The following is a 12,618-nucleotide window of genomic DNA, read 5'->3' on the forward strand; positions in this document are numbered from 1 at the left end:
TGGACTGATTCTGTCCGCACATGCGTGAACACACGTTTCAGTTTCCTGTCCCAGACGAAAGGTTGAACATGGGCACACCCGTCATCGTCGAGGCCGCTCGCACCCCCATCGGCAAGCGCGGCGGCTGGCTCGCCGGACTGCACGCCACCGAACTGCTCGGCCTCGCCCAGCGCGGACTGCTCGAGAGGGCGCATCTGGATCCCACATCGGTCGAGCAGGTCATCGGCGGCTGCGTCACCCAGGCCGGCGAGCAGTCCAATAACGTGACCCGCGTCGCCTGGCTGCACGCCGGGCTGCCGTGGCAGGTCGGCGCCACCACCATCGACGCGCAGTGCGGATCGGCGCAGCAGGCCAACCACCTGATCGCCGGACTGATCGCAACCGGCGCCATCGATATCGGCATGGCCTGTGGCGTGGAGGCAATGAGCCGAGTTCCCTTGGGCGCCAATGTCGGCGAGAACGCGGGCCCGCGCCGCCCGGCTTCCTGGAATATCGATCTGCCGAATCAGTTCGAGGCGGCCGAGCGTGTTGCCAAGCGGCGCGGCCTCACTCGCGATGATCTCGACGAACTCGGCGTCCGCTCGCAGCGGTTGGCGGCCCAGGCTTGGGCCGAGGGACGCTTCGACCGCGAGGTGCTCACCGTGGCGGCGCCCGCCGTCGACAAGGAAGGCAAGCTCACCGGCGAAAAGCTGGACGTAACAAGGGACCAGGGCCTGCGCGACACCACGCCCGAGGGGCTGGCCAAGCTGAAGCCGGTAATGGAGGGCGGAATCCATACCGCGGGGACCTCATCGCAGATCTCCGATGGCGCGGCAGCGGTATTGCTGATGGACGAAAAGGCCGCACAGCGAGCGGGTTTGCGCCCTCGCGCCCGGATCGTGAGCCAGGTACTCGTCGGCGCGGAGCCCGAGTTCCATCTCGACGGTCCGGTGCAGGCATGCACCCGACTGCTCGAACGGTCCGGAATGAATATCGGTGATATCGACCTGTTCGAGATCAATGAAGCCTTTGCGGCAGTTGCACTTTCATGGGCTTCTGTACACAAGCCGGACATGGATCGCGTAAATGTAAACGGTGGTGCGATTGCCCTCGGACATCCCGTTGGCTCAACCGGATCTCGGCTCATCACAACGGCTTTGCATGAACTCGAGCGTTCCGGCGGCAGCACCGCGATGGTACTCATGTGTGCAGGTGGCGCATTGGCGACAGGCACCATCATCGAGAGGTTGTAGCAGTTTCAACCAATTCTGCCTCATAGGTTGAACGTTCATGCCCACGAGCCGAAAACGTGTCGTACGCCACACAAAGACCAGCTCAGGTGTATGGATGACCGAACAGCTACCTTTTCGCTATCATGGACTCGACGGGCAAGACCCTCGCGACGGGCCAGAACCGGTTCACACCACGTTTTCTCAAGAGCCGTTGGCGTGACCCGCAAACGCCACCATCACAGCGCCTTCCCCGGGGCGACACCTAGAAGCTTCAAGGAAATCCCGAATCAGGCGTAGGTTTTCAGTTACTGAGCCGCTAATATCAATGATACGTATCCGAGATAACGACTGTTAGTACAGCGAAGGGAATTGGGCGGCTCACAATGGCTGATTTCGCGGCGCGGCTGAACAAGCTGTTCGAAACCGTGCATCCCCCGGGGCGCAAGCCGCACACCAACGCGGAGGTTGCGGCTGCGCTGACAGCCTCCGGGCATCCGATCTCGAAACCGTACCTCTCGCAGTTGCGGTCGGGACAGCGGACCAACCCGTCAGACGAAACGGTGGCTGCACTGGCCAAGTTCTTCAAGGTCAAACCGGACTACTTCTTCAACGACATCTATGCCGCCAAGATCGATCACGATCTGGAGTTGCTGTCCCAGCTGCAGGGCTACGGGCTGCGACGGTTGTCGAGTAGGGCGTTCGACCTGTCCGAAGAATCACAGAACCTCCTCACCTCCATGGCGGAGAAGTTGCGGGCAAGCGAGGGCCTGCCCGAAATTCCTCCGGACGGTACCGAATAGGTTCTCCCACAGCGCAGTACGGTGCGACCCCCAAGGGTCGCACCGTACTGCGTCATGGGTATGGATGTTATCGACTCCATCACCACCGGCGTCATCCATAAAATGTGGGCTTGGCGACGAGTGCAGGGTTGCGAAAGAAGCGCGCTTCAGTCACCGGGTTGTGACGAAATCAGTTGTGCGGATACGTCGGTAGACACATGGAATCCGGCATGGCCATAGGACCTGCCGGATTCCTTGCTATGTCAACCATTCTGAATACCCGGAGCGAGTCCTTCAGAATGCCTCGGACCGATCGCTTTTGGTGTTACTCGTTATTCTGGACAGCGGCTCCGGCATCCGCTTCGTAGGCACGGGCGATCGCATGGACCCAACCGCGGGGACTAATGCCCTCCGGCGGAGCAATCCACCGCGCGTCGACTACTACATCGCCCAATGGGTTTCGCGCCCACTGCGCAACTCGGTCGGCGCGCGCCGATACCAGTGGCGGAGGCGGACCCGCGGCAACCAATTCGACGCCGCCGCCGGATTGCAGATACAGCGCATCCGTGATCTGCGCGACCTGATCGGATGCCTCGAGCTGCGTGAAGGTACCCGGCTGGCCGTGGGCGACCACCTCCGGAAACCGGCCGACGATGAGGCGGTGCAGAACCTTGGTCTGCCGCAACAGAATTCGCGCGCGCACCCACAACTCCACCACGATCCAGACCGTGCCGAACGGCGCAAAAACGGGGCAGACCAGTACGTATGTCGATGCCGCGTTGCCGTCACCATATGGTACGGAAGTACCGATCTATGGCGGGTCAAGCAATCGCCGAGCGGCCTGATAACAGCCGCTCGGCACGATTATTCGGCAGATCTGTCGGCGCTCACGCGCCGTACACCGCTTCCGGCGCAACGGACTTGGCGATCAGATCGGCGACCACCGGGCCGAGTTCGGCCGGATTCCAGCGGGCGCCGCGGTCCACAGCGGTGCCGTGGCGCCAGCCGTCGGCCAGTGCGACCCTGCCACCCTCGACCTCGAACATTCGTCCGGTGACGGCCGCGGATTGCGGACTGCCGAGCCAGACGACGATCGGCGAGACATTCTCGGGCGCCATGGCGTCGAAGCCATCCTCGGGGGCAGTCATGGTCTCGGCGAAGACGGTTTCGGTCATGCGCGTGCGGGCAGCGGGGGCGATGGCGTTGACAGTGACGCCATAGCGCGCGAATTCGGCAGCCGCGGTGATGGTCAAACCTGCGATACCCGCCTTGGCCGCACCGTAATTGCTCTGGCCGACGCTGCCCTGCAGGCCCGCGCCGGAACTCGTATTGATGATGCGGGCATCGACCGGGCGACCCGCCTTGGACTCGCCCCGCCAGTACTCGATCGCGTGGCGCATGGTCGCGAAGTGGCCCTTGAGATGGACCCGGATCACCGCATCCCACTCGTCCTCACCCAGGTTCACCAGCATCCGGTCGCGCACGAAACCGGCATTGTTGACCAGCACGTCCAGGCCACCGAAGGTATCGACGGCCTGGCGGATGAGATTGCGGGCGCCATCCCAGTCCGCGATGTCGTCGCCATTGGCCACGGCCTCGCCGCCGAGCGCCTTGATCTCGGCGACGACCTGTTCGGCGGGCGTCTCGCTGGTCGCCGCGCCGTTCAACGCGGAGCCGAGATCATTGACGACCACGCGGGCTCCGGCGGCGGCGAAGGCGAGCGCATGCGCCCGGCCGATACCTCGGCCGGCGCCGGTGACGATGACAATGCGCCCCGCGCAGATCTGCTCGGTGTCCATAACCTGTTGTGTCCTTTTCGTTTTCGGTTCGATTGCTCAGGCCTGAGCGGTCTGGTCGCCGAGATTCGCATTCGACGCCGCCAGGAATGCCGGACGCTCACCGCCGCCGTGCACCAGCAGCGTCGCGCCACTGACATAGGCGGCCAGGGATGAGGTCAGGAACGCGGCGCAGCGGCCGATGTCCTCTGGGCAGGCCATCCGACCGAGCGGGATGGTCGCGCCGACGGCGTCGATACCGTCTTGGTCGCCGTAGTGCAGTTCGCTCAGTTCGGTGACAACCGGGCCAACGACCAGCGAATTCACCCGAACCTTCGGCGCCCATTCGACGGCGAGCGAGGAGGTCAGGCTATCGACGCCTGCCTTGGCCGCGCCGTAGGCGGCGGTACCCGGCGACGGTCGGTGACCGCTCACGCTGGACACCATCACAATGGAGCCGCCTCCCGGCTGCCGCTGCATCACCGCATTGGCGGCCTGCGAGACCAGCAGGGGCGCAAGCAGATTCAGTTCGACGATCTTGCTGTGGAAATTCTTGCTGGCATCGGCGGCGAGGGCGAACGGCGCACCGCCCGCATTGTTGATCAGGTGATCGAGGCGGCCGTGCCGCGCGACGATCGTGTCGACCAACCCCTGCACCGCCTCAGCATCGCGTACATCGCAGGGCAGGTATTCGATCGCCCGTCCCGCGTGCCGCACCGGCTCGTCACCGGGGCGTCGCGCGCAGGCCACCACGGTCGCGCCCGCGGCCAGGAAGGCCCTGCTGACGCCCGCACCCACCCCGCGCACGCCGCCGGTAACCAGGACGACATTGCCGGTGAGGTCTATTTCGAGTGCCACCGTGCTAACCTACCAAGCAACTGCTTGCTTTGCCAATGCACAGCGACTGCTCGCGGGTCGCTCGAAACGATCAGCGCTGAGGTTTGAGCGGCACCTCGGCACACACGATGGGACATGCGATGGGGATCAACCGTCACACCGAATCAACCGGCATCACTGTGGTCACGGTCGACTACCCGCCGGTCAACGCCATACCGTCCGACGGCTGGTTCACGCTCGCGGATGAGATCCGCGCGGCCGGGCGCGATCCGGAAACCAAAGTGGTGGTGTTGCGCGCCGAGAACCGCGGCTTCAATGCCGGTGTCGACATCAAGGAGATGCAGCGCACCCCGGGTCATCAGGCGCTGATCGACGCGAATCACGGCTGCTTCGAGGCCTTCGCGGCCGTCTACGACTGCCCGGTTCCGGTGATCGCGGCGGTGCAGGGCTTCTGCCTCGGCGGCGGCATCGGCCTGGTCGGCAATGCCGATGTCGTAATCGCCTCGGATGACGCGACTTTCGGACTTCCCGAGGTAGACCGCGGTGCACTCGGTGCGGCCACCCATCTGTCCCGGCTGGTGCCGCAGCATCTGATGCGCGCGCTGTTCTATACCGCGAGCACCATCACCGCACAGCAGTTGCAGCACTTCGGTTCGGTGTACCAGGTGGTGCCGCGCGCGGAACTCGACGCCGCCGCACTGGAAGTCGCCAAGAACATCGCGGCCAAGGACAGCCGGGTGATCCGGGCGGCCAAGCGGGCACTCAATGGCATCGATGTGCAGGACGTGCACCGCAGTTACCGCTACGAACAGGGCTTCACCTTCGAACTGAATCTGGCCGGTGTCGCGGATGAGATCCGCGCGCGGTTCGACGACGATCTGGCCGCGCGCAAGGAAGAAAGCAAGGAAAACTGATGCGGGACAAGCGAATGTCGCTCGACGAGGTCGTCGGCGAACTGCGCAGCGGGATGACCATCGGCATCGGCGGCTGGGGCTCGCGGCGCAAGCCGATGGCGCTGGTGCGGGCCATCCTGCGCTCGGATATCACCGATCTGACCGTGGTCAGCTACGGCGGACCGGATCTCGGTCTGCTGTGTTCGGCGGGCAAGGTGCGCAAGGCGTATTACGGCTTCGTCTCGCTGGATTCGCCGCCGTTCTACGATCCGTGGTTCGCCAAGGCGCGCACCACCGGCGCATTGGTGGCGCGGGAGATGGACGAGGGCATGCTGAAGTGCGGACTGGAGGCGGCGGCCGCGCGTCTGCCGTTCCTGCCGATCCGCGCCGGACTCGGATCCGATGTCGTGAATTTCTGGGATGGTGAGCTGAAGACCGTCGCATCGCCGTATCCGGACGGCGACGGACGAACCGAGACGCTGATCGCCATGCCCGCACTGAATCTCGATGCGGCGCTTGTACATGTGAATATCGGCGACAAACATGGCAATGCCGCCTACACGGGTGTCGATCCGTACTTCGACGACCTGTACTGCCTGGCCGCCGAGCGTCGCTACGTATCGGTGGAGCGCGTGGTGGAGACCGAGGAACTGGTGAAAGCCGTTCCACTGCAGTCGCTATTGCTCAACCGAATGCTGGTCGACGGTGTGGTCGAGGCACCCGGCGGCGCGCACTTCACCCTGGCCGCCGATAGCTACGGCCGCGACGAGAAGTTCCAGAGGCACTACGTGGAGTCGGCCAAGACGCCGGAGTCCTGGCAGCAGTTCGTCGACAAGTATTTGGCGGTTTCCGAAGACGAATATCAGGCCGCCGTTCGCGAGTTCGCACAGGAGGTGCAGAAATGACATCATCGCGTAGCGATTCCGTGGTGGGTGGCGGTCGGGCAACGGCCGAGCCCTCGACCGAAACTGTCACCAGGGCCGAGATCTGTGCGCTCGCCTGCGCCGAGATCTTCAGCGGCGCTGGGGAAATCATGGCCTCGCCGATGTCGCCGATGACGATCATCGGTGCGCGGTTGGCCAAGTTGACCACCGAACCGGATCTACTGCTCTCCGATGGCGAGGCACTGTTGTTCGCCGACACTCCCCCCTTTGGCGCTAAGGCGCCGATCGAAGGGTGGATTCCGTTCCGGAGGGTGTTCGATGTGGTCGCCTCCGGTCGGCGCCATGTGGTGATGGGGGCCAACCAGCTCGATCGGTTCGGCAATCAGAATCTGTCGGCATTCGGTCCGTTGCGGCAGCCGACCCGACAGATGTTCGGTGTGCGCGGCGCGCCGGGCAACACCATCAATCACCCGACCAGCTACTGGGTTTCGCGGCATACCCGCCGGGTGTTCGTCGAGCAGGTCGATATCGTCTCCGGCGTCGGCTATGACAAGGTCGATCCGGCCAATCCGGCGTATCGGTTCCATCACCTGCACCGGGTGGTCACCAATCTGGGCGTCTTCGATTTCGAGGGACCCGATCACACGATGCGGGCGCGCAGTCTGCATCCCGGCGTCACCGTTGACGAGGTCGCCGAGAACACCTCGTTCGAGATCGCCGAACTGGCCGAGGCGGGCCAGACCCGGCTGCCGACCTCGGAAGAACTGCGATTGATCCGGGATGTGCTCGATCCCAAGAAGGTTCGGGAATCGGAGGTGCCATCATGACCGTGCTGCGGACGCCGCTGACCGAACTGGTCGGTATCGAACATCCGATCGTGCAGACCGGTATGGGTTGGGTGGCCGGGCCGAGTCTGGTGTCGGCGACCGCCGAGGCGGGCGGACTCGGGATTCTGGCCTCGGCCACCATGACATTCGCCGAATTGGAAGCCGCGATTGCGAAGACCAAGGCGCACACCGACAAGCCGTTCGGGGTGAATATCCGCGCGGATGCCATGGATGCGCCCGAGCGGATCGATCTGCTGATCCGCGAAAAGGTGGCCGTCGCGTCGTTTGCGTTGGCACCCAAGCAGGAACTCATCGCCAAGCTGAAAGATGCCGGTGTGGTGGTGATTCCGTCGATCGGCGCGGCCAAGCACGCGGTGAAGGTCGCGTCCTGGGGTGCCGATGCGGTGATCGTGCAGGGCGGCGAGGGCGGTGGGCATACCGGTCCGGTGGCGACCACACTGCTGCTGCCGTCGGTGCTGGATGCGGTCGATATCCCGGTTGTCGCGGCGGGCGGATTCTTCGACGGACGTGGTCTGGCGGCCGCATTGGCCTATGGCGCGGCGGGTGTCGCGATGGGTACGCGCTTCCTGTTGACCAAGGAGAGCACCGTGCCCGACGCGGTCAAGCAGGAGTACCTGAAGCGGCAGCTGCAGGACACCGTGGTCTCGCTCAAGGTCGACGGCATGCCGCACCGGGTGCTGAATACCGAACTCGTCGATCGCCTGGAACATTCGGGGCGCTGGCGGGGTCTGGTCGCCGCCGTCTCGAATGCGACGAAATTCAAGGGTATGACCGGGATGAAGTGGTCGACCATGGTCCGCGACGGACTGGCCATGCGAAAAGCCAAGGACCTCAGCTGGTCTCAGGTCGTCATGGCGGCCAATACCCCGATGCTGCTGCGCGCCGGACTCGTCGAGGGCAATACCCAGGCGGGCGTACTCGCGGCGGGCCAGGTCACCGGCATCATCGACGACCTGCCCACCTGTAAAGAACTCATCGACCGCATCGTCGCCGATGCCGTCGCGCGGATCGACACCATCGCGGCGCTCACCGCGGCAACCCCCAACGAGTCCTGATCGGAAGCGAACCCGAAAGGCCGCCCCTCTGGAATCGCTTCCAGAGAGCGGCCTTTGGTGTTCTTGTCGTCTGCCACCTGGGCACTGGCGCGGATTTCGTGAAGGTACTGATCAGCGTTGTCAGCGTGCAGAAAGCACGTTCTGGGGAAACTTGCCTTCATAGTTGCCCGGCGGGTCGTAATTCGCCACGACATAGGTCTTCGAACCGTTGCATGCAATGCCGACCCCGAGTTGCTTGCTGCCTTTCCACACCACCTGTGTGAAGTGTCCGGTCTTGTCGCTGAACCCGGGTTTGCTGACGTTGTAGTCCTTGATCTCGGCGTACCAGTCTTCGACCGCTGTCGCGCCCGTGACCTCCATCCCCTCCGCCATGTACAGATTCTCGCCGTACGGGCCGCCGGAATGCTTGAAGGTCCCCGAGCTGGCCAACCTGTTCGCATAATCCTGGGCAACCCCGCTCAGTCTCTGATCCAACGTGAGCGGGGGCGAACCGTGCTCAGCTCGGAACTTGTTGTGCGCCGCGACCATGTCCTGCGCGAAAGTCGCACCACCACAGCCATCGCCAGGCTCCGCGGAGGCGGTCGCACTGGGCGCAATAATGCCGAGCACGAGTGCGGCACCAAGTGACAGGAACCAAATAGAACGCACAGCTGTCTCCTACGAAGAGTCGGTTCGGATGAGGCGAGTCGATCCGAATCGCACATTGTTGTGCCAGATCGCGGCGGTGAGCGCGAGCAGGGTCGTCGTCAGACGGTGACGCTGATCTCACCCGGATTCGTGGTGATGGTGACGACCACAGTGCCCGGGCCGGTGTCAGCCAGGGCACGACCGTAACCGTGATCGGTGTTGAAGCGACCGCCCGGCTCGGGCACCGACGGCACAGTGACATCCTCGGATCCGCTGGCTCCGGAATCGATATTGCGCCAGGACACCGTTGCGGTCACCGCACAGGCCGGGTCCTGGCGGTCCGCTCGGAACAATATCGCGATACCGACGCCGTTGACATTGGTCGGCAGCGGAGTGACGGCTACCTCGGCCCGGACCGTGCCGACGCATCCGGGCGACACTTCGACTCGGGCGTCTTCGAAGTCGGCGGCCTTCTGGGCGCCCGCGGGGGCCGCGACGGAGAGCAGGGCGCATGCGGCAAGCGTGCCGATAGCCAAGGGGCGCAGGAGCATTCGCAAGGCGATATTTCCTCTCGGAGGGCTTCGGCGCCGGTTACCCACGCCGCAGCCGCGATAAACTCGATCGGCCACCGCGACCACCGGACCGCGATCTGGTCCTCGCGATACGCCGAAAGGCCGCTCCCTGGAATCGCTTCCAGGAGGCGGCCTTTGGTTACCCAGCCGGACTTGACGAAGGGCTCTCAGCTGAGACGTTCGATGATCGTCGCGTTGGCCGTGCCGCCGCCCTCGCAGATGGTGAGCAGGCCGTAGCGGCCGTTGCGGCGTTCCAGTTCATTGAGCAGGGTGGCGAAAAGCTTTGCGCCGGTGGCGCCGAGCGGGTGACCGAGGGCGATCGCGCCGCCATTGACGTTCACCTTCTCCGGATCGGCGCCGATCTCCCGCAGCCAGGCGAGCACAACCGGGGCGAAGGCCTCGTTGATCTCGACGACATCGATATCGTCGATGGTCAGACCGGTCTTCTCCAACGCCCACTTGGTGACCGGAATCGGGCCGGTGAGCATCATGATCGGGTCGGCGCCACGGGCGCTGACGTGGTGAATGCGAGCGCGCGGGCGCAATCGGTATTCCTCGACGGCCCATTCGGAGGCGAGCAGGGTTGCGCTCGCGCCGTCGGAGATCTGGCTGGCGACCGCGGCGGTCAGTGTGCCGCCCTCGGCGAGCACCGGCAGCGACGCCATCTTCTCGAGCGAGGTCTCACGCGGGCACTGGTCGATCCAGAAGTCGCCGACCGGCACGATTTCGCCGTCGAAGCGGCCGTTCTTGATGGCATCGCGGGCGCGCTCATGGCTGCGCAATGCCCAGCGCTCCATCTCTTCTCGGCTGATCTGCCACTTATCGGCGATCAGCTGCGCACCGTTGAACTGCGAAACCTCGGCGGTGCCATAGCGATGGTCCCAGCCCTGCGCACCGACGAACGGCGAGTCGAAGCCATATTCCTTGCCCGCCAACATGGCCGCCGAGATCGGGATGGCGCTCATGTTCTGCACACCACCCGCGACGATCACCTCGGCGGTGCCACTCATAATCGCCTGTGCGCCGAAATTGATGGCCTGCTGGGAGGATCCGCACTGCCGGTCGACGGTGACGCCGGGAACTTCCTCCGGATAACCGGCGGCCAGCCACATGGTGCGGCCGATATTGCCGGCCTGCGGACCGATATTGTCGACACAGCCGACGATCACGTCATCGACCATCGCCGGGTCGATCGGGTTGCGGTCCAGCAGCCCACGCAGTGCGGCCGCGCCGAGATCGGCCGGATGCACGGCAGCCAGCGCGCCATTGCGCTTGCCGACCGGCGTGCGCACCGCGTCGATCACAAAGGCATCCCGCAGCGGGGCGTAGGGGCGGCGAGCGGATGGTGCTGACATGAGAACTCCTACTTGGTGATGCCCGGCGGGCACGCCAGGCCCGGAGGCGGCAGCTCGCGTAGCCACACCGGGCCCGCGACCGCCGGTATGGCTATGGCACGGTGAGGCCATCGAGCACGATGGTCAGGTACTGCTTGGCGAGGTTCTCGACGGTGATCGAGCCGCCGGGCTCGTACCACCGCACGGCAACCCACACCGTGTCCCTGAGGAACCGGTAGGCCAATTCGACGTCGAGTTCCGGCCGGAAGCTGCCGTCCTCGACGCCATTGATCAACACCCGGTGCCACAGCTCGCGGAATTCGCGGTTGTAGTCCGCGATATAGGTGAACCGCTCCGAATCGCGCAGGCGCTTGGCCTCGGCCTGGTAGATCGCCACCGCGGCATGCGAGCGGTCGAAGGATTCGTAGGACGCGATCACCAAGGCCTCCAAGGTATCTCGCGAACTGATCCCGGCGGCCACGATCTCCCGGTATCGCCCGAACAGATCGTCGAGGAAGCCACGCAGAATCTCGTCGACCATCGACTCCTTGGAGTCGAAGTGGTGATACAGGCTCCCCGAAAGAATCCCGGCCGCATCGGCAATATCCCGCACGGTCGTCGCACGCAGTCCACGCTCGGCGAACAGTTGGGCCGCCAGTGCGAGCAATTCATTGCGCCGTGCTGATTTCGAGGCGTCTGGTGCGGTCACGCGACTCATAATACAACCAAGCATTTGCTTGGGCTAGGCTCCTCCGCCTCCCCGGGCCTTTAGGCGCCAGACTCGGGTGCCATGAGATCAGCGTTGGCGACCACCGGTACTCATGGAGTTCCGTTAGCCCGTCCCCGACGAGTTACCCATGTACTCACGAAATCAGTCGATCGGAATGTCTCAGCGCATCGAAAAGCGTAGGGGCGAGGAGACCGATAGGTCCGCGAGCAGTCGGTCGCAGATGACAACCGGGGAAATTCCCGCCCGCGCCATCCGCGCTACCAGCGCGAGTCGGCGTTCACAGCTGTCCCATTCGACGGTCAGCGGGCCGCGATCCGGGCCCGCGTCGACGGTGGCCATGACGCGCGGTGGACCGAACGGGACCGGCTCCTCGATGAGTTTGAGGATCATGCCGCGCTGCCAGGCTCGATAGGTATCCATATCCGCGCCGACGACGAGCTTGTCGGTAGCCGCGCACAGGCCTTGGGCGATCTCGTCGGCGAATGTCACGCGATCGAAGCGGAATTTGCGGCATTTGCGAATAACGTCGAGCAGATCCGCGCGCACCTCACACAGCACCGCCGTCTGCTGTCGCCGTCGACGTTCCTGTTCGGATCCCGATTCGACCTCCAGCCCAATGCGGCAGGCGCGTTCGTGATCGCGTGCCATATCGGCGCGCAACGCGCCACGCGGATCGCGGGCGACCTCGGTCTCATCGATCGCGTATTGCTCGAGAATCTGCGTGGCCCGCGTCGCGGTCACGCGCTCGGACGTGTGGTCCATGAGTTCGGCACCGAGGGTGAGCGCCGCGAGCACCATGCTGTCCATCCGTCGCCTGGCCAGCACGACTTCGCGCACCAACTCGAGTTCCAGTTGTTCGCGGGCATGTGGGCGATCCAGCCCCATAGCCATCGCCCCTTACGGGAGTGCGGGATTCGACCACTCCCAGCATGGCACACCTGTGCTGTGTTTTTGGCCGCGTGGCCGCGGCGGGTTCGCGGCCCCCTTCAGTCTCGCGTCCGAGCCGTCGAGACTCGCGACTACGGCGGTCTCCATGTCATCGAACGGCGCGGGTAGCGGTCGTCCTTCGCACA

The 12,618-nt window shown here is 64.5% G+C and carries 14 protein-coding genes; 6 read left to right on the forward strand and 8 right to left on the reverse strand.

All coding sequences use genetic code 11. The features are described 5' to 3' along the window. The first annotated feature begins 68 nt into the window (after positions 1-68). The gene (locus AB0J29_RS31735; RefSeq protein ID WP_364794178.1) at positions 69-1,232 is read left to right on the forward strand and encodes a steroid 3-ketoacyl-CoA thiolase; all 1,164 of its coding nucleotides are present in this window, start codon (positions 69-71) and stop codon (positions 1,230-1,232) included. Between the two features lie 362 nt (positions 1,233-1,594). Further along, entirely contained in the window at positions 1,595-2,011 is a 417-nt protein-coding gene (locus AB0J29_RS31740; protein ID WP_011207048.1) for a helix-turn-helix domain-containing protein, read from the forward strand. A 304-nt stretch (positions 2,012-2,315) separates the two neighbouring features. Here AB0J29_RS31740 and AB0J29_RS31745 read toward each other — a convergent pair whose 3' ends face one another. The 3 genes from AB0J29_RS31745 to AB0J29_RS31755 form a co-directional block, all read right to left on the reverse strand. Continuing rightward, positions 2,316-2,708: a hypothetical protein gene (locus AB0J29_RS31745; RefSeq protein WP_364794180.1), complete on the reverse strand. Its 393-nt coding sequence runs from the start codon at positions 2,706-2,708 to the stop codon at positions 2,316-2,318. Positions 2,709-2,877: 169 nt separating this feature from the next. Next, positions 2,878-3,789, reverse strand: a complete 912-nt coding sequence (locus AB0J29_RS31750; RefSeq protein WP_364794182.1) for an SDR family oxidoreductase — start codon at positions 3,787-3,789, stop codon at positions 2,878-2,880. Between the two features lie 36 nt (positions 3,790-3,825). Then, a complete protein-coding gene (locus AB0J29_RS31755; RefSeq protein WP_364794184.1) occupies positions 3,826-4,623 on the reverse strand; it encodes an SDR family oxidoreductase in 798 nt (265 codons plus the stop codon). Between the two features lie 119 nt (positions 4,624-4,742). Here AB0J29_RS31755 and AB0J29_RS31760 point away from each other — a divergent pair, with 119 nt between their 5' ends. The 4 genes from AB0J29_RS31760 to AB0J29_RS31775 are packed head-to-tail and all read left to right on the forward strand — an operon-like array spanning position 4,743 to position 8,282. Beyond that, entirely contained in the window at positions 4,743-5,516 is a 774-nt protein-coding gene (locus AB0J29_RS31760) for an enoyl-CoA hydratase family protein (RefSeq protein ID WP_364794186.1), read from the forward strand. After that, entirely contained in the window at positions 5,516-6,400 is an 885-nt protein-coding gene (locus AB0J29_RS31765; RefSeq protein WP_364794188.1) for a CoA-transferase, read from the forward strand. The genes AB0J29_RS31760 and AB0J29_RS31765 overlap by 1 nt, the downstream gene beginning before the upstream one ends. After that, positions 6,397-7,206 carry a CoA-transferase gene (locus AB0J29_RS31770; RefSeq protein ID WP_364794190.1) on the forward strand — a complete coding sequence of 270 codons (810 nt, stop codon included), beginning with the start codon at positions 6,397-6,399 and terminating at the stop codon, positions 7,204-7,206. The genes AB0J29_RS31765 and AB0J29_RS31770 overlap by 4 nt, the downstream gene beginning before the upstream one ends. Next, positions 7,203-8,282 (forward strand): nitronate monooxygenase, encoded by a 1,080-nt coding sequence (locus tag AB0J29_RS31775; RefSeq protein ID WP_364794192.1) that lies wholly within the window; start codon positions 7,203-7,205, stop codon positions 8,280-8,282. Before AB0J29_RS31770 ends, AB0J29_RS31775 begins: the two co-directional genes overlap by 4 nt. A 120-nt stretch (positions 8,283-8,402) precedes the next feature. Here the strand turns inward: AB0J29_RS31775 and AB0J29_RS31780 are convergent, their stop codons facing one another. The 5 genes from AB0J29_RS31780 to AB0J29_RS31800 form a co-directional block, all read right to left on the reverse strand. After that, the gene (locus tag AB0J29_RS31780) at positions 8,403-8,930 is read right to left on the reverse strand and encodes a CAP family protein (protein WP_364794194.1); all 528 of its coding nucleotides are present in this window, start codon (positions 8,928-8,930) and stop codon (positions 8,403-8,405) included. A gap of 98 nt (positions 8,931-9,028) precedes the next feature. Beyond that, entirely contained in the window at positions 9,029-9,466 is a 438-nt protein-coding gene (locus AB0J29_RS31785; protein WP_364794196.1) for a hypothetical protein, read from the reverse strand. Between the two features lie 182 nt (positions 9,467-9,648). Continuing rightward, positions 9,649-10,800 (reverse strand): acetyl-CoA C-acetyltransferase, encoded by a 1,152-nt coding sequence (locus tag AB0J29_RS31790; protein WP_364794213.1) that lies wholly within the window; start codon positions 10,798-10,800, stop codon positions 9,649-9,651. A gap of 127 nt (positions 10,801-10,927) precedes the next feature. Then, positions 10,928-11,533 carry a TetR/AcrR family transcriptional regulator gene (locus AB0J29_RS31795; protein WP_364794198.1) on the reverse strand — a complete coding sequence of 202 codons (606 nt, stop codon included), beginning with the start codon at positions 11,531-11,533 and terminating at the stop codon, positions 10,928-10,930. 171 nt (positions 11,534-11,704) lie between these two features. Next, positions 11,705-12,430, reverse strand: coding sequence for a hypothetical protein (locus AB0J29_RS31800; protein WP_364794200.1), 726 nt, complete (start codon positions 12,428-12,430; stop codon positions 11,705-11,707). Positions 12,431-12,618: the final 188 nt, after the last annotated feature.

Source organism: Nocardia sp. NPDC049707 (assembly GCF_040674855.1).
Lineage (GTDB): Bacteria > Actinomycetota > Actinomycetes > Mycobacteriales > Mycobacteriaceae > Nocardia.